The sequence below is a fragment of the Qipengyuania sp. R86523 genome, assembly GCF_044596365.1.
GTDB lineage: Bacteria > Pseudomonadota > Alphaproteobacteria > Sphingomonadales > Sphingomonadaceae > Qipengyuania > Qipengyuania citrea.
The window spans coordinates 2053118-2069692 of record NZ_CP138997.1 but is presented as its reverse complement, the minus strand read 5'-3'; the positions used below and the strand labels follow the sequence as shown (position 1 = coordinate 2069692).

Annotated in this window: 18 protein-coding genes and 1 tRNA gene; 5 read left to right on the top strand and 14 right to left on the bottom strand. The window is 66.0% G+C overall.

What is annotated here, in order from left to right; genetic code table 11:
* The 4 genes from SJY12_RS10100 to SJY12_RS10085 all read right to left on the bottom strand — a co-directional run bounded on the left by SJY12_RS10100 (position 1) and on the right by SJY12_RS10085 (position 3473).
* Positions 1–423, bottom strand: a complete 423-nt coding sequence (locus SJY12_RS10100; RefSeq protein ID WP_397505276.1) for a hypothetical protein — start codon at positions 421–423, stop codon at positions 1–3.
* Between the two features lie 41 nt (positions 424–464).
* Complete coding sequence (nadC, locus tag SJY12_RS10095; RefSeq protein WP_063506935.1) at positions 465–1325, bottom strand: carboxylating nicotinate-nucleotide diphosphorylase; 861 nt, start codon at positions 1323–1325, stop codon at positions 465–467.
* Between the two features lie 124 nt (positions 1326–1449).
* A complete protein-coding gene (locus tag SJY12_RS10090) occupies positions 1450–2247 on the bottom strand; it encodes a LytTR family DNA-binding domain-containing protein (RefSeq protein ID WP_050601538.1) in 798 nt (265 codons plus the stop codon).
* The gene (locus SJY12_RS10085) at positions 2244–3473 is read right to left on the bottom strand and encodes a sensor histidine kinase (RefSeq protein WP_082835605.1); all 1230 of its coding nucleotides are present in this window, start codon (positions 3471–3473) and stop codon (positions 2244–2246) included. The genes SJY12_RS10090 and SJY12_RS10085 overlap by 4 nt, the downstream gene beginning before the upstream one ends.
* Before the next feature lie 82 nt (positions 3474–3555).
* On the opposite strand from SJY12_RS10085, the gene SJY12_RS10080 reads away from it, so the two are divergent.
* Positions 3556–4167 (top strand): HD domain-containing protein, encoded by a 612-nt coding sequence (locus SJY12_RS10080; RefSeq protein WP_050601539.1) that lies wholly within the window; start codon positions 3556–3558, stop codon positions 4165–4167.
* A gap of 14 nt (positions 4168–4181) precedes the next feature.
* Here SJY12_RS10080 and SJY12_RS10075 read toward each other — a convergent pair whose 3' ends face one another.
* The 9 genes from SJY12_RS10075 to SJY12_RS10035 form a co-directional block, all read right to left on the bottom strand.
* Positions 4182–4868 (bottom strand): DsbA family protein, encoded by a 687-nt coding sequence (locus SJY12_RS10075; RefSeq protein ID WP_397505275.1) that lies wholly within the window; start codon positions 4866–4868, stop codon positions 4182–4184.
* Positions 4869–4885: 17 nt separating this feature from the next.
* A complete protein-coding gene (locus tag SJY12_RS10070; RefSeq protein WP_050601541.1) occupies positions 4886–6265 on the bottom strand; it encodes a M48 family metalloprotease in 1380 nt (459 codons plus the stop codon).
* A 10-nt stretch (positions 6266–6275) separates the two neighbouring features.
* On the bottom strand, positions 6276–7178 hold the full coding sequence (locus SJY12_RS10065; RefSeq protein WP_397505274.1) for an alpha/beta hydrolase: 903 nt from the start codon (positions 7176–7178) through the stop codon (positions 6276–6278).
* Positions 7179–7186: 8 nt separating this feature from the next.
* Positions 7187–8290, bottom strand: coding sequence for a phosphatase domain-containing protein (locus tag SJY12_RS10060; protein WP_230832190.1), 1104 nt, complete (start codon positions 8288–8290; stop codon positions 7187–7189).
* Positions 8291–8349: 59 nt separating this feature from the next.
* On the bottom strand, positions 8350–10314 hold the full coding sequence (locus SJY12_RS10055; RefSeq protein ID WP_397505273.1) for a hypothetical protein: 1965 nt from the start codon (positions 10312–10314) through the stop codon (positions 8350–8352).
* A 116-nt stretch (positions 10315–10430) separates the two neighbouring features.
* The gene (locus tag SJY12_RS10050; protein ID WP_397505272.1) at positions 10431–10853 is read right to left on the bottom strand and encodes a DUF2141 domain-containing protein; all 423 of its coding nucleotides are present in this window, start codon (positions 10851–10853) and stop codon (positions 10431–10433) included.
* A 53-nt stretch (positions 10854–10906) separates the two neighbouring features.
* Positions 10907–11626 (bottom strand): sterol desaturase family protein, encoded by a 720-nt coding sequence (locus tag SJY12_RS10045; protein WP_063506930.1) that lies wholly within the window; start codon positions 11624–11626, stop codon positions 10907–10909.
* Between the two features lie 46 nt (positions 11627–11672).
* Positions 11673–12152 carry an MmcB family DNA repair protein gene (locus SJY12_RS10040; protein ID WP_397505271.1) on the bottom strand — a complete coding sequence of 160 codons (480 nt, stop codon included), beginning with the start codon at positions 12150–12152 and terminating at the stop codon, positions 11673–11675.
* Between the two features lie 99 nt (positions 12153–12251).
* Positions 12252–12647, bottom strand: coding sequence for a hypothetical protein (locus SJY12_RS10035; RefSeq protein WP_050601547.1), 396 nt, complete (start codon positions 12645–12647; stop codon positions 12252–12254).
* 129 nt (positions 12648–12776) lie between these two features.
* On the opposite strand from SJY12_RS10035, the gene SJY12_RS10030 reads away from it, so the two are divergent.
* From SJY12_RS10030 to SJY12_RS10020, 3 genes are all read left to right on the top strand, one after another.
* Positions 12777–12853: transfer RNA gene (locus SJY12_RS10030), tRNA-Arg, on the top strand.
* Between the two features lie 397 nt (positions 12854–13250).
* Positions 13251–14288, top strand: coding sequence for a diacylglycerol kinase family protein (locus SJY12_RS10025; protein WP_230832187.1), 1038 nt, complete (start codon positions 13251–13253; stop codon positions 14286–14288).
* Positions 14285–15181 carry a hypothetical protein gene (locus SJY12_RS10020; protein ID WP_397505270.1) on the top strand — a complete coding sequence of 299 codons (897 nt, stop codon included), beginning with the start codon at positions 14285–14287 and terminating at the stop codon, positions 15179–15181. The genes SJY12_RS10025 and SJY12_RS10020 overlap by 4 nt, the downstream gene beginning before the upstream one ends.
* On the opposite strand, the gene SJY12_RS10015 is transcribed toward SJY12_RS10020, so the two are convergent.
* Positions 15172–15669, bottom strand: coding sequence for a DUF2141 domain-containing protein (locus tag SJY12_RS10015; RefSeq protein ID WP_397505269.1), 498 nt, complete (start codon positions 15667–15669; stop codon positions 15172–15174). The genes SJY12_RS10020 and SJY12_RS10015 overlap by 10 nt on opposite strands.
* 241 nt (positions 15670–15910) lie before the next feature.
* Between SJY12_RS10015 and rpe the strand changes: the two genes are divergently transcribed.
* Complete coding sequence (rpe, locus tag SJY12_RS10010) at positions 15911–16573, top strand: ribulose-phosphate 3-epimerase (protein WP_050601556.1); 663 nt, start codon at positions 15911–15913, stop codon at positions 16571–16573.
* Positions 16574–16575: the final 2 nt, after the last annotated feature.

The following is a 16575-nucleotide window of genomic DNA, read 5'->3' as shown; positions in this document are numbered from 1 at the left end:
CTAGGGCGCCTCGGCATCATCGGCATCATCGCTCAGCCACGCGCGCGCATCGGCGCGGAACAGCAGCACGATGGCGACCAGCTGAAGGATGGTCACGGCCAGCGAGGCGATGCCGGCCAGGCTGCCGAGCTGGCCGGGTTCGAGATTGACGAACAGCAGTCCGAGCAGCGTCATCACCACCAGGATCCACTTGGCGATGTTGCTGGCCCGGCGGGCGATGAAATACCACAGCAGCAAGGGGATCAGCAGGCTGATCGCCATGACGACCAGGATCGCGCCGCTACCCCAGCCCAGCTGTGCCAGTGCGGGATCGTTTCCGACCTGTGCGACGAGCGCGTCATACTGGAGGAACCCGTTGACCAGCGCGATCGCCAGGCTGAGCAGGAAAAGGCGTTCGAACAGGACGATGGAGGTCGGGCGCATGGATTATCCCTCTACGGCGAAAGGCGATGAATGCCGCCGAATCACAAGGGCGTAAAGTCCAGACCGATATCGGCTGCCGGCGCGCTCTGGGTAAGGCGGCCGACCGAGACATAATCCACCCCCGTCGCCGCCTTGGCGCGGATCGTCTCGAGATTGATCCCGCCACTTGCTTCGGTCGGGACGCGCCCGCCGACCAGCGCCACCGCTTCGCGCAGCACCGGGGGCTCCATATTGTCGAGCAGCAGCCGCGTGGCCCCTGCAGCGAGCGCTGGTTCGATCTGGTCGATCCTGTCGACTTCGCAGATGATATCGGAAACCCCGGCGGCAACCGCGCGGCGAACCGCTTCCCCGACCGATCCGGCGACCAGCACGTGGTTGTCCTTGATCATCGCCGCATCCCACAACCCCATCCGGTGATTCGCGCCGCCCCCCATGCGCACCGCGTATTTCTCCAGGTGGCGCAGGCCCGGGATGGTCTTGCGCGTATCGAGCAGGGTGCAGTCGGGATTGTCCATCGCGCGCACATATTGCGCCACCATCGTGGCGATGCCCGAAAGATGCTGCACCGTGTTGAGCGCGCTGCGTTCGGCGGTCAGCATGGCGCGGGCATTGCCTTCAAGGCGCATCAGGTCGGTCCCCGCGGGCACGCTTTCGCCATCGGCGACCACAATTTCTATCTTCATGTCCGGATCGAGTGCGCGAAAGAAGGCTTCGGCCACGCCCAGCCCCGCCACCTCTATCGCATCGCGCGTGTCCATCACCCCGGCGAAGCGGGCATCGGCAGGGATGACGCTTTCGCTGGTCACGTCGCGGCCGCCGCCCGAAAGCCCCACGCCGAGGTCCTCCGCCAGCGTATTGCGGACAAAGGCGTCGAGGTCGAAACCGTCGAGATTGAATGTCACAGTGATCGCTCCAGAACGGGCCGGGTGAGGCCCGGCAAGGGCGACCGCCCGCCCGCAGACGCCCGTAGCGAAGCGGAGGGACAGCGTCGAGGACGGCCCCGCAGTTGCGGGGCCGAAAAGCAAGTCAGTGCACGAACCGCGCGACGACGTCGCGGTAGCTGCGGCTGACTTTCACCTCCGCGCCCGATTCGAGCACGAGGAAGCATTCGCCATTGGTGTGCGGCTTGACCTGCCGCACCTGGTCGAGATTGACGATCGTGCTGCGGTGAACGCGCTGGAACTTGCGCGGGTCGAGGCGGCGTTCGAGATCCTTCATCGTTTCGCGCAGGATCAGCGAATTATCGCCGGTATAGATGCACATGTAATCGCCAGCGGCCTCGATATGCTCGATCGTGCCGACTTCGACCCGGAAGATCTGCCCCCGGTCCTTGACGTTGATGAGCTTTTCGAACCGGCTGGCCGCTTCGGGATCTTCCCCGGCGAGATTCTCCGCAGCTTCGGGTGCGACCTCGGAAAGCACGCTCTTGAGCTTTTCGGCTTCCTCGGTGGATTTCTTTTCCGCCAGCCGCTGGCGCACGCGTTCGATCGTATCGGCGAGCTTGTCCTCGTCGACCGGTTTCATCAGGTAATTGACCGCATTCGCCTCGAAGGCACGGATTGCATGTTCCTGGAACGCCGTGACGAAGACGAACAGCGGCGGGTCGATTTCCATCACGCCCTGCACAACCGAAAAACCGTCGAAGCCGGGCATCTGGATGTCGAGGAAAACCAGGTCCGGTTTCTGCGTCTTGATCGCGCGGATCGCCTCGCGGCCATTCTGGCAGGTGTCGATGATCTCGACGTCCTCGAAGGGTTCGAGGCGCAATTGGAGACCCTGGATGGCGAGCTTTTCGTCGTCGACGAGAATGGTGCGGATGGTCATGTCGTCTGGGGTGCTTTCGGGGGTAGGGGTGAGGGTACAACGGCCGGGGGTGCCGAGGGTTTCTGCGACAGCGCCTGCGCGGGTGCGGCTTGCGCCTCGCTTAACGCGGGGGATTCCTTGGTTTCGTAAGGCAGTTCGATCAGGACCGAGAACCCGCCGCTTTCGGGCGAGCGGATCTCGAAGCGGTGTTCCTCGCCGTAAGCCTGGGCCAGCCGGTCGCGGATATTGGCCAGGCCGACCCCGGTCGAATCGCGGCGGGCATGGGTGTGGCGCACCGCGGGCAGGCCATCCTCGACGCTGTTCATGGTCATGCCCGGGCCGGTATCCGATACGGTCACGCGCAGCCGCGGTCCGACGACCTGCGCCACGATGTCGATCTCGGCGCCTTCCTCCTGGGGGCTGACGCCGTATTTGATCGCGTTCTCGACCAGCGGTTGCAGCAGCATGGCGGGAAGTTCCGCCTTGGCCGCTTCGGGTTCGATCCGGAAGCTGGACCGCAGTCGTTCCTCGAACCGCATCTGTTCGATGCCGAGATAAAGTTGCAGCGTCTCCATTTCCTGCGCCACGGTCACCTTACCGCCCGGCTGCGTCACCAGCGTGTGGCGCAGGAAGCTTGAGAGCCGGGTTAGCATGGCGTTGGCGGTCTCGCTCTGCTTGAGCAGGACCAGCGTGCTGATCGAATTGAGCGTGTTGAACAGGAAGTGCGGATTGAGCTGATACCGCAGCATGGCCAGCTGCGCGCTGGTCGCCTGCGCTTCGAGCCGTTCGAGCCGGTCCGCCTGCTCCTCGACCTGGAGGAAGAAATTGATTGCGTAATAGAGCGCCGACCATGCGCCGAGCAGTGTCAGGTCTATGAAGTAGATCCCGACGAACAGATTGGCGAAGCTCGCGCTGCCCGCCGAAGCGCCGGCGACATCGAGCACCCAGCTGTCGATGAAGGCGTATACCGCGGTCGCGGCAGCCAGCACCAGCACGGTGGCGCCCCAGGTAACCAGCGGCCGCTGGCGAATCAGCCGGCCGTACGCCACCGCCAGGATCAGGCTGAGCGAGAAGCCCGTGATCGTGGCGATCAGGATGATCACCAGCCGGTCGGGCGACTGGCCATTGGCCAGCGCCGACATCCCGCGCAGCATCGTCGCCCCGCCCCAGCCGGCCAGCTGGAGGTTCCAGAACGCCTGGTTCTTGTTGGCGAAGAACGGCGTAGGACGAATGGGCAAAACGGCCATGAGCCACCCTCCCTAGCGCAATTGCAGCGAATTGCGCCAGCCGCTACACCGTCGGTGACAGCCGAAGCGAGGGAGAGACGCGATGGGCGTGCAGGAAACTATCGACGAAGCGGGACCGGGACGCGCCAAGTTCCGCGAAATGAAACAGGGCACAGCCGACGACTGGGCGATCATCGGCGGCGAATACCGTGCCTTCGCGAAGGGGCTGCCCGACCGCGTGCTCGACCATCTCAGGCTCCTCGACGGCGATTTCGGCGGCTTCCCGGTCGACCGGCTGGAACATTCGCTGCAGACCGCCACGCGCGCCCACCGCGACGGGCGGGACGAGCAATATGTGGTGATGGCGCTGCTGCACGATATCGGCGACACGCTGGGCAGCTACAACCACCCCGAGGTGGCCGCGTCGATCATCAAGCCCTTCGTCAGCGAGGAAGTGCACTGGATCTGCCAGAACCACGGCGCCTTCCAGGGGTATTACTACTTCCACTTCCTCGGCATGGACCAGAACGCGCGCGACAAGTTCACCGGTCACCCGCATTACGAAGCGTGCCGGCTGTTCTGCGAGAAATACGACCAGGCGGCCTTCGATCCCGATTACGACAGCGAACCGCTCGAATTCTTCGAACCGATGGTGCGCCGGGTGATGGCCCGTCCGCTTGCCTCGGCCTATGCCAAGGCGCTCGAACAGGAATAGCCGCTGCGAAGCGGTCAGCTATCGGCGGCCAGCGCTTCGGCCAGGCGCTCGGGCGGGACCAGCCCCTGGATCGTCTCGCCACCGGCCACCCAGCTCGGCGTGCCGGTGAACTGCAGCGTGCGCGCCAGCGCCATGTTGCGCGCCAGTTCGCCGGTGGCATCATCCGACGCAGCGAAGGCGCGGGCCTGCTCGATATCGAGGCCGGCGATCTGCGCAGCCCGGGCGATCGTGGTATCGCTTGGGGGACCCTGTTCGAACAGCGCGTGGTAGAAGGCGGGATACTTGCCCTGCCTTGCTGCGGCGAGCGCCATGCGCGCGGCCTGTTCGCTGCCATCGAAGATCGGCCATTCGCGGATCACCACCTTCAGATCGGGGTCGCCTGCGATCAGTTCATCGATCGCGGCAATCGACTGGCGGCAATAGGTGCAGCCGTAATCGGTGAACTTGACCAGCACCGTGCCGCCGTCCGGATTGCCAAGCACCGCCCCGGGGAATGGCTCGCGCACCTCGTCCGCAATGCCCGCCAGCCGGTCCTGGCTTTCCTGGCGCTGATAGGCTTCGCTCATTTCGGGCAGGATCTGCGGATTGGCGATCAGATATTCGCGGGTCTGGTCATGGCCCAGCCCCGATAGCGACCACAGGGCCGCACCCGCAAAGCCGCATCCCAGCGCGATCAGCGCAGTCAGCAGATGGTTCTTCATGGTGCCCCTTGTTCGCTTCAGCCGGGCGCGCAATCGCGGCCGCGTTCCATTTCGCACTGGCGTTCGAGCAGCGCGCGCGCCTGCATGCCGATATCCTGTGCACGGATCCAGTCGGGGGTGCCGTGCTCGAGCCCGTATTCGGCCGCCTGCGCGCTGCGCAGGGCCAGCCCGTACTGGCGGTTCATCACCTGCTGTTCGGCCGAGGCCAGCCGGGCTCGCGCGGTATCCCCGCGTGCGGCATAGACCACGCCGAGCTGGTACCAGGCGAAGGGATTGCGGCGATCGCGGCCCACCGCGGCGCGCAGGACGCGTTCCGCCTCCTCGAAATTGCCGTCGTCCTCGGTGGCGATGAGGGCATGCCCGAAGAGGCTCGCGATCAGCGGTTCCGCATTGGTCATCGCGGTGGCGCGGCGCAGCGGATCGAGCGCTTCGTGCGGGCGCCCGGATTCGAGCAGGACCTGGCCCTTGAGCTCGAGGAAATAGGGATCCGCGGGGTCCTTGGCGAGCAATTGGTCGGCGGCATCGAGCGCCAGATCTACGCGCGCGTTCGAATGGTAGGCATAGGCGCGTGCATAGAGCGCCGGGATCGACTGGTCGGTTTCCGGATACTTGCGCAGCGTCACCGAAGGCTTCGAGATATAGCCGGTCAGCTTGGCCTTCACCCGCTCGAAATTCGCCTGGTTGCGCGGATCGGGCGGACGCTCCCATGCAGGATCGCCTTCGTACACTTCGCGCAGCGCGGAAATACGGTCGCCCGACAGCGGGTGCGTGCGATAGAAGCCGGCTTCGTCGCTCTGGCTGTACCCATAGCGATATTCCTGGTTGAGCAGCTTGCCGAAGAATTCGAGCGAGCCGCGACCCGAAATCCCCGCGTCCGACAGATATTGCGCGCCGGCGAAATCGGCAGAAGATTCCTGCGTGCGGCTGAAGGACAGGAAATTGCCCATCGCCGCTTGCTGGCCGGCCATCATGATTCCCATGGCCGCGTCTCCCGCACCGGCCAGTGCGGCGCCGATCCCGGCGATCATCGACAGCAGCGATATGCGCGAAGCCGCGGCCATGCCTTCGCCGTAACGCAGGATATGGCCGCCGGTGATGTGGCCCAGTTCATGGGCGATCACGCCCTGCACTTCCTCGGCGCTGTCGGCGGCGTCGATCAGCCCCGAATGGAGGTAGACCGCCTGTCCGCCCGCGACGAAAGCGTTGATCGACGGATCGTTGATCAGCACGATGTCGACATTGTCCGGCTCGAGGCCCGCGGCCTCGATCAGCGGGGCGGAAATCTCGTCGAGAAAGGCCTCGGTCTCGGCGTCGCGCAGGATCGACTGGGCGGCGAGCGGCTGGGCCGCAAGCGTTGCAGCTGCAAGGAAGGCGAGCAGGCGGGCGATCAGACGCATCGCGACTGCTTTAGGGGGTTTGAGCCTGAACCGGAACTGAAACCTCGGTGTGCCGCTGCGCGAAGGCGATTACCGCGTCATCCACATCGCGCGAACCGCGCCACGGGCTGGCAAGCGAGATCAGCGGGGCGTTGTGATCGAACGAATCGTAGAGCAGCGTTTCGACCGGTGCGCCCAGCTGGTCGAGCGCGGCCGCCAGCACGCGGGTGTTGCGCGGTTTGACCAGCGTGTCCTGTTCGCCATGGACCAGCAGCATCGGCGGCGCATTGGCGCGCGCATGGTTGATCGGCTGGCTCTCGGGCCCGGCACCGACCGATCCGAATGCGGCTTCGCCCGACGGCCTGTCGAACGGGTAGAAATCATATGGTCCCGACAGGCCGATCACTCCGGCCGGGCGCACCCCGCTGGCTGCCAGCCAGCGTTCTTCCAGCGCCACCTGGACGACGTTGTACGCCCCCGCCGAATGCCCGGCGATCACGATGCGCGCGGGATCGCCGCCATATTGCGGCGCCAGCCTCGCCGCTTCGGCAATCGCCGCCGCCGTGTCTTCGAGCATGGCGGGATAGCGCCCGTCCTCGCCCAGCCGGTACCCTGCCAGCACCGTCACGAAGCCTGCCGGCGCAATCGCACGGGCAACGAAATCGTAATCGTCGGGATCGCCCCAGCTCCAGCTGCCGCCATGGACGACTACGAATACCGGCAGCGGGCCGGCCGCATCCGCGGGCGCATAGATGCGCAGCTTCTGTGCGGGATGTTCGCCATAGGTGGTCCGGGCGACCAGTGCGACATCGCGGCTGCCGCCCGTGACCCGGTCGAGCGCGTTGAGCACTGCGGGCCCGTTGGTGCGGATTGCCACCAGCAGCGCCGCTCCGGCCAGCAGGGCGACGGCGAGCAGTGCGATGAAGATTTTCATGCCCCGGCTCATTTCCGCGCCGGGTCGCTGGCCTCGACCGAATCGACGATGGCCGTTGCCTCGTCATCGGCCAGCAGGCCGATCGAAGCGAGGAACTGGTGACCGGTGTCGTAGCTGTTGCCCAGCCACAGCGGCACATCGGCAGCGCGCAATTGGGCCTTGGCGTTCAGTTCCTCGGGGCTCATCGTCTCGCCGACCTTGCGGATGAAAATAGCCCGCACCTGCCCGGGGTTCGACAGCGCAATATCGGCAAAGGCCGTCAGGTCGCCCTGGCTGTCGTCGCCGATAAGCGCAAACTTCAGATCGGGGAAGGTGCCGAGAATGCCCTCGATCGCGGTGCGTTTGTGCGCGCCATGGCTCGACGAACCGAACGTCGCGCGATCGAGCCCCCAATCGCGCAGCGCGATGGGGCCCAGCGGCAGGCCGCGGCCGCGGATGTAGGTCACCAGATAGCTGAACAGGTTCCACGGGCTGGACGATACATAGAAGAACGGCCGGTGCGTGGCCGGTTGCCGATCGCCGACATGGCCCGCGCCTTCGGCCAGCACCTCGCCGCCGCCCAGCGCATTGTAGAAAACATCGGCGCCGGGCACGATGATGCGCTCTTCGGGCATCTGCATCAGCACGCGCCGCCAATTGCGCATCACCTTGCGGAAATCGCCGGTAATGCCGGTTTCGATTATCGTATCGTCGATGTCCGATATGACCGCCAGGCCGGTATCGTCGCCCGGGGCGAGGACATGCGCATCGATGCACTGGTCTTCGTCGCCGGTGTGCCAGTGGAAGACCACTGTTTCCCAGGCGGGGTGCTCGTCGTAATCCCATGCGGAATCGAACTCGATATCGAACCGGACGAACCCCTCCGCGTCGGTCAGGCCCCGGTGCCGCTGCGGCGGCGCGCCCGGCCGCGCGATCTCGAGTTCGACGGGCATGTCGGCGACCTCGTGACTGGCGAACTGGCCGATCATCGTCTTCGCAGCACGCCAGCGGCTGCGTTTCTCGAACTTGCCGACGCGTGAGCGCAGGGCGCGTGCGGTAATGTGCAGGCGCTCGCGGTTGCGATAGCCGAGATAGGGCTGGATGCGGACGGGGGCGGTCGGAAGGAATGGCATGCGCCGGGCGCTAGCCGGAGCAGCGCGGACCCGACAAGCCTTTTCCCCGCTTTGCCCTGCTAGCCCAGCAGCTTGCGCGCGGCGCGTTCGACCAGCGGCACGTCGTCGGGCACTTCGCCGATGATTTCCAGCGCCCCTTCGGGCGTGCGCCGCACCATGACCAGCGCAAATTCGGCGCCATCGTGTTCCTCGAGGTCGGCCATTTCGAGCGCGTCCGCGTCGCGCAGCTTCTGCGCCAGCGCAGGGCGAACGACCCGGCTGTCCTCGACCGGCTTGCCCTGCTCTTCCCGGCGCAGGCGGCGCTCCTCCTGCACCACGCCCTTCAGCCCGCCGTCGGCTTGGCGCAGGAAACTGGCCAGTCCGCCCGGTTCGACCTGCCGGCGATGGGCATGGGTCAGCACGGCGGCGTATTCGGTCAGGCGGGTCTTGTCGTAATCCGCCCCGAAGACGAGCTTCACCACCGGGGTCATCGGCGCGCGGTCCTGCTGGACCAGGCCGTTGTCGCTGAGCAGCGCCTCGAAGTCGGCGCGATTGTCCTGCGCGGCAAGGCTGAAGTCATACGCACGTCCGACCGCTTCGTAGAGCGTCTTGCGGCTGCGGTCCTCGGTGTTCTGCGCGGCCTGCGCCATTTCGCGCGCGGCGGCGAGGCTGTCGTAAAGCCCGGCAGGCGGTTCGTTCGCGGCGCTGTCGGCTGGCTGCGGGGCCGGCGCCTCGTGTTCGGGAACGAAAATGTCGCGCTCCGGCGCTCCGGGCTTTTCCGCGAGAATCGAGAGCTCGGCCCCCATCGGCTCGGCAGTTTCCTCGGCGTCGAAGGGCATGCCGGGCGCGGGTTCGAACGCCTGCGGCACCGGCGGCGGGGCCGGTTCGGCGGGTTCGAAGGCCTGTGGGATCGCCGCGCCGCCGCCATCGAGCGAAAGGTCGATCGCCTTCTTCGTGCGATCGCCGCGATTGACCAGCGCGACCAGGCTGCTTGCGGTATCTTCATCGGCCAGGGGGTCGACCACCGAGTCGACATCGCCCTCGTCCTCTTCGTCGTCCCAGTCGGGCAGGCCGTAATCGGCAGCGGTCTTGATCGCGCTGTCGAACTCGCCGCTGTCGTCCAGTCCGTCATCGTCGCTGGGGGCGTTCCCGCCGACGCGGTTGCCCAGGGCGTCGACCCGGCCACCGCCGCCAGTCGCCGCGGGCAGACTCGCGGTCGGGAGATCGGCTGCGAATTCGTCGTCGAGGCCGATTTCGTCATCGAGGTCGATATGGGCGCCGGGCATCATCGAGCCGAAGGCGGGGCTGGGCAGGTTTTCACGATGCTCCAGCACGTGCGTGACGCCCAGCTCGAGCACTTCGGCCTCCGCTGCCTCGCGCGTTGCACGGGTCAGAGTTTCGGCGGTTTCGAGCGTGCGTTCGCTGCCGCTGTCGGCTTCCTCGGGCATGGCCAGCGACTGGTCGATCGCGAGCAACAGCTCGTCGGCGGTATGCTGGTCGGCAATTTCCTTCCAGTTGATCACGCCATAGATGAAATCGACCGTCTGGCGGTCGCTCGAATAGGGCAGCAGGATCCCGCGGTACAGCAGGGCGGCACCGCTTGCCCCGACGAATTCCGCCTCGAACCCGATCGGCGCCTGGTTGGCAAGGATCTGCAGGTAATGGTCGGTAATTCGGCTCAGCACCGAACGTCCGGGCACTGCCGAAAGCAGCTCGGGGCATGCGCCGGTCAGCCCGGCTTCGCTGGCCAGCTCGCGCCCCACGAAACGCAACTGCGGGTCGTCGATGTCGCCGGTCAGGTCGAGCAGGACCGAATAGGGGCCGAAATCGGGCAGCGCGTCGGGATCGAGGTCGGCGACCAGCGGCAGGTCGAATTCGCCGAGCAGGCTTGCCCAGTGATTATAAGCCCGCACCTGCATGCGGCGCTCATCCTGGCCAACCGGCGAGGGTGGCGGTTCGGGGACGGGGTCGAAGTCCTCGATATCGTCGTCGAAGTCCTCGTCCACATCGCGCGAGCCGAAAAAGCCGCCTAGCCTGTCTATCACTGCGTCTGTCCCCGAAGAGTTCTGCTCGTAGGGGGCCGCTATGCGACTGGCGCGGTAAACATCGGGTAAAGGAAATTAACCATGGGTCCCGAATGCCGCAGGCAAATGCGGGCGGTCTAGAGCATGTAACGCATCCGGATGGTCAGCTCGCGATCCTTCCCGCCGAGGTCGAGCGCGGCATCGGAGAAGCTCGGCGGACCCATGCGCACCTTGGCATCGCGCGAAAAGCCGAACCCTTCGCGGGGCATCATTCCCAGCGCGCGGTCGGCCTTGCCGTTGTTGTTCTCGTCGTGAAGCAGCGCGATCGCATAATGCCCCGGCCGGACGTGCCGGAAGGTGAACGAGACGCTGCCCTCGCGCGCCTGCGCCGTCGCGCCGAATGCGCCCGCCACGCCGCGGCAGCGCGGGAAGCTGTGTTCGTCCGCAGTCATGCAGGCGCGCACGATGCCCTTGGCGCTGCGCAGGTCGGTCACCGTGATCGTGATCGTCGCCCCCGGCGCTTGCACACTGGTAGCCGGGCCCGCCGGGGGAGCGGGCACCGCCCCAGCCAGCGCGGCGCCGGCCGGGATCAGGGCAAGTGCCGCCGCCCTCTTCAGGCGTTGGGGCTGAGCCCGCGATCGGTCCCGCAGGCGCGATCCCAGAAGCGAAAATAGAGGCCGTAATTGCATCTGTACTCTTCATGGTGACGCTGATGGTGGCTGGCAGTTATCACCCACTCGCCTAACTTGGAATGAACCAGTCGGCGCGGAAACATCTCCCACCCCATGTGATTGGTCACTCCCATGACCGTCATGATCAGCAGCACCGTGCCCAGCATGGCGACATGGATCGGGATCAGGAACACCAGCGCGGGGATGGCCACGGCACCGGTTATCGCTTCCCACGGGTGGAAACTCATTGCCGCCCAGGCGGTGGGCGGACGGCTGGCATGGTGGACCGCATGCATTTTCCGGAACCATTTGGGGCGGTGCATCAGGCGGTGAGTCCAGTAGAACCACGTGTCATGCGCCAGCAGGTACAACAGCACGGCGACGGGCAGATACCACAGCGGATAGGCATCCCACTGCGTATAAATCCGGGTCCAGCCGTGGGTCTGCCATCCCCAGGCGACGATGCCTGCCGGAATGCCGTAGATCGCCGCGGACGCCAGCGACCAGCCGATTTCGCGGCGGATCTGCGGGCCCAGCCGTGCGTGGTACCCCGGGCGCACCCGCGCGGTGACGAAGGCGAAGGCCCCGCTGGCGGCAAGATAGCGCAGCGCCACGATCGCGGTCATGGCGGCAGCGGACAGGAGAATGGCGGCCCAGGGCATGGGCCGACCCTAGCCCCGCGCGGCGCCGGGGGGAACAGGCGAAGTTCTACTCGGACGTACCCCAGGGCGCACATTGCGGATCGAGCGCCACGCGCGCCCGGCGCAATGCCGTTCGTGCGAGCCGTTCGACCTCGAGCTTGCGGCGCGCGGCGGCCAGCGGATGGAGCGGGGCGGGACGGACAATTTCCCCGTCATAGCCATCGGCCACGACGATGCCGCAGCAATCGGGGCGATATGCGTCGCCTTCGAGCGGGCTGCGATCCATCCCCGGGGGCAGGGCCCAGAAGAACCGGTCGCAGAAATCGAGATAATCGGGCCATTTGCCATCGCCCAGCAGGTCGCCCCGCTGGACCTTGATCTCGACGATGATCACCTGCCCCTTGGCGTCGATCCCCATCATGTCCGCGCGCCGCCCATTGCGCAGCGGCATTTCGGTGAGGCACCAGATATCGTTGCGCGCGAACAGCCGCGCTACTCCGCGGGCGACGTCGCTTGCCATGGTGGCTGCCAGGGTTGATTCGCTCATGCCCCCGAACTGGAACATAGGAGGAACGTGGTCAAGGGTTGGGGCAGGAACACTTCACGCTGCGCACGGACACGCCTAGCGTGCCGGGGAGAAGTGGCTTCAGGCGGTCTCGACCAGCTCGCCGATGGCGCAGCGCGCCGCGTGGAATTCGCGCCACAGCGTCAGCGCCGCGGCGGTGGTGTCCTGGCCCTTGGCGGTCAGCGCCAGCAATGCGCGCAGGCCCGGTTGCATGAAGGCGGCAATGTCGTCGATGCCGCGCGCTGCCATGGCATAGTGCCAACCGCCCTTGCGCGCCGCGCGTTGCGGCAGGTCGGCGACTTCGGGTGCGATCGTTTCGCGGCCCAGCTGGGCGAGAACACCGACCGCGGCCGCTGCTTCATGAACTGCTTCCCACTGCTCGGTCACCAGCGCGGGGTCGGGCTCGCCCGCGGTCCCGGTATCGGGCGACAGCATGGTGGCTTCGGCCAGGTCGAACTCGTTGGACAGCGCATTCATGCTGGCGGAGGTACACGGGCAATCTTGCAAAAAGCCTAACGCGCGGCGGCGCCAGGCTGGGCAAAGGCCGTTTTAGCACTGGCGAGCATGAATACGCTTTGCTAAGCGCTCCCCTCGCCACGGCGACCAGCACCCGTAGCTCAGCTGGATAGAGCGCTGCCCTCCGAAGGCAGAGGCCACAGGTTCGAATCCTGTCGGGTGCACCACGCGTCAGCTTGGGAAGTATCGCGAAACGAATTGCCGTTGCGACATTGCGATGTCGGAAGGAACGGCAATCGGCGGCTCTTGCAGGCTTCCTGCACACAAAGCTTCGGTGCATCTCAACTCGCAGCTGCGCTGCATCATACTCAGTCTATTTCAACCGATCCATGATCTCGGCACTCGCCTGGAGCCCGCCGGTTTCGAATCTCATGGGAACATGACTATGGTATCCGAGCACCCGCAAGCATCTGACATGGTGAGGGTAGACACGCGCCGCCGATGGTGGGCTGCGGAACCGCTACTGACAGATATCCTCAAGCCAAGAAACCTGTGCCCCACCATTACAATATGACGAAAATGCCCTAGGTATGCGCCCGCGGGGCGGATTAAGGCACAAGGTTGATGGACCGGCAAATCTACAATTTCGACAGCCTGCCCATGCGCAGCACTCCCCCGGCAGCGCCCCAGCGCCGGTCGGTCTACCGTGCACCGCAGACGCGCGAGCCGCGCATCGGCATCATCTATAATCCGCGCAGCCACCGCAACCAGGGGCAGGACCTGGCCTGCGCCGGCGCCGACACCGTCATGGTCGCGCAGCCGCGCACGCGCGAGGAGATCGCGCATGCGCTGGCGGGGTTCGCACGGGACGGGATCGATTTCCTGATCATCAACGGCGGCGATGGCACGGTGCGCGACGTGCTGACCATGGGACAGGCGGTGTTTGCCGACCGCTGGCCGGCGATTGCCGTGCTGCCCAAGGGCAAGACCAATGCGCTCAACGTCGATCTCGGCGCCCCGGCCGACTGGTCGCTCGAAGGGGCGATCGAGGCCTACGGTTCCGGCCGGCGGCTGGTCCGCCGCCCGCTGGCCGTGAGCCGCGAAGGCCATGACGATCCGACCATGCTCGGGTTCATCTTCGGCGCGGGCGCGTTCACGCTGGGTATCGAGGCCGGCCAGGACGCGCATTCGCTGGGCTTCTTCAACAGCCTTGCCGTGGGGGCGACCAGCGCATGGGGAATCCTGCAGGCCCTGTTCGGGACCGACCGCAACAAGTGGCGGCGAGGGACGCCAATGCAACTCGATTTCCTGCCCTCGGGCGAGCCGGTGCCGCGCTCCGCCTCGGGCAATCCCGCGCGGCGCCACGTGTTGCTGGTCTCGACGCTCAAGCGCATGCCGATGGGCATCCAGCTTTACGGGCCCGAACGGCCCGGCTTCAAGCTGGCCGTACTCGATCGTCCGCGCCGCTCGGTGCTGGCGATATTGCCTGCAGTGCTCATGGGGTGGCGGCCGAAATGGCTGTCCCGCGCGGGATTGCACCAGCTCGATGCCGAAGGGCTGGCTGTCGATGTCGCCGAACCCGTCATCCTCGACGGGGAAGCCTTTCCGCCCGGGCGCTACCGCGTCGAACAGGGCCCGGAACTTACTTTCGTCAGCACGTGAGCGAGACCCTCGCCAATCGCATCGCACCCGCACTCGAGCGGCCGGTCGACGCTGCGGTCGCGGCCTACGCCCGCCGGCTCGGCGAGGAGGCGGGTGCGCAGGCGGTCCTGTTCTACGGGTCGAACCTGCGTACCGGATCGCTTGACGGCGTGCTCGATTTCTATGTGCTCCTGCCCGGCGACCAGCGCGAGGCGATCTGGCCGCGCGTCAGCTACCGTGAATGGGATCATGCAGGGGTGCGGCTCAGGGCCAAGATCGCCACGCTGTCGCTCCAGCAGTTCGCGCAGGCCGCGAACGGCGGATCGCGCGATACGACGATCTGGGCGCGGTTCGTGCAGCCGTCGGCGCTGGTGTGGTCCGCCCATGACGAGGCGCGTAGCCAGGTGCTGGCAGCGCTCGGTGCAGCAGCCATAACCGCAGCGCAGCTGGCGGCGGCGGTCGGTCCATCACGCGGCACTGCGGAAGATTTCTGGCGGGCGCTGTTCCGTGCGACCTACCAGGCCGAATTCCGGGTGGAGAAGCCGGGGCGCGAGAACGCCATCCTCGAGGTGAACGCGGCGCATTTCGATGGCCTGCTGCCGCTTGCCTGGGAGGCGGGCGGGATCGCCTTTGCATGCCATGATGGCCTGTACGAGCCCGACCTGCCGGCGGCGGAACGCGCGCGCGTACTGCAGTGGTGGCGCCGCCGCGCACGGCTGGGCAAGCCGCTCAACCTGCTGCGGCTGGCCAAGGCCACCACGACCTTCGATGGCGCTGCCGATTACGCCGCGTGGAAGCTCCAGCGCCACACCGGCATAACGCTCGAAGTCACGCCGTTTCGCGCGCGGCATCCGTTGCTCGCAGCGCCCGGTGCGCTGTTCGAACTGTGGCGCAAGCGCCGCGCTCAGCGGTAGCGCATGCGGATCGACATAGTTTCGACACCCGTTCCGACATCGAACCGGGTCTTGGTGTAGCTCGGCTTGCCGAGGTTCCAGATGTTGATGCTGGGATTGTTCGACATCGCCCCGCCGTCGGCGAAGATATCGGTATCGCCATTGCCGTTCACATCGTGGCGCACCGCGATGGCATAGGTCCCCGGTTTGGGCACGGGCATGCAGAAGGTCATCGATCCCGCCTTGGCGGGCGCTTCCATGCGGTAGATCCACTTGCCCTTCTCGAGCCAGTCTTCCTTCGTCCCGCGATAGCTCTGCACACGGATCGTGCCCTTGCTTTCCTTGATGTCGGTCACGGTGACGCGGACCGCGGGACCTGCGCCTGCTGCGCATTTGGCGGCATCGTTGGTGATTTTCTGGCGATATTGCGCTTCGGCCGGGGACGGGGCTGCGAGCCCGGCGATGGCAAGCGTGGCAATGCCGACGATGGCGACGAGATTGCGGTTCATAGGATCAGGGTCCGTCTTCAACTGGAAAGGGTTCGGCGCGCATGCGCCCGATCGGCTGTTTGTTCTCCGATATGACGTGCGGTTTATCAAATCGCGCTGAATTGGGCCTGAATTCCCTGCCCCGGCGCTCATCCAGCGCGTGGTCAATGTGGAAAAGGCGGGACGGGTCGCTTGTTAACCCTCGTTTCGCGCGCGTAGGGCAGGCCCAGGCTATCCCGCGACCCGAGGCCCCACGCCCGCCATGACCACCCCGCTGATTTCCCCGTCGATCCTGTCTGCCGACTTCGCTGCGCTGGGCGAGGAAGTGCGCGCCATCGACGCTGCCGGGGCGGACTGGATCCATGTCGACGTAATGGACGGCCATTACGTCCCCAATATTACCATCGGCCCCGCTGTGGTGAAGGCGCTGCGCCCGCATACCGACAAGCCGTTCGACGTGCACCTGATGATCGCGCCGATCGATCCCTATCTCGAAGCCTTCGCCGAAGCCGGCGCGGATATCATCACGGTCCATCCCGAAGGAGGGCCGCATATCCACCGCACGCTGCAGGCGATCGGCAATCTGGGCAAGAAGGCAGGGGTGGTGCTCAATCCCGGCACGCCGGTCGAGGCGCTGGACTACATCCTCGAAGATGTCGATCTGGTGCTGGTGATGAGCGTCAATCCCGGCTTCGGCGGGCAGAGCTTCATTCATTCGCAATTGCGCAAGGTCGAAGCGATCCGGGAGCGGATCGACAAACTGGGCAAGCCCATCCATCTCGAAGTCGATGGCGGGGTCAACGCCGAGACCGCGCGGCTGTGCGTCGATGCCGGCGCCGATGTGCTGGTGGCCGGTTCGGCGACCTTCAAGGGCGGGCCGGAGCGCTATGCCGCCAATATCGCCGCGCTGAAGGGCCAGGCGTGAAC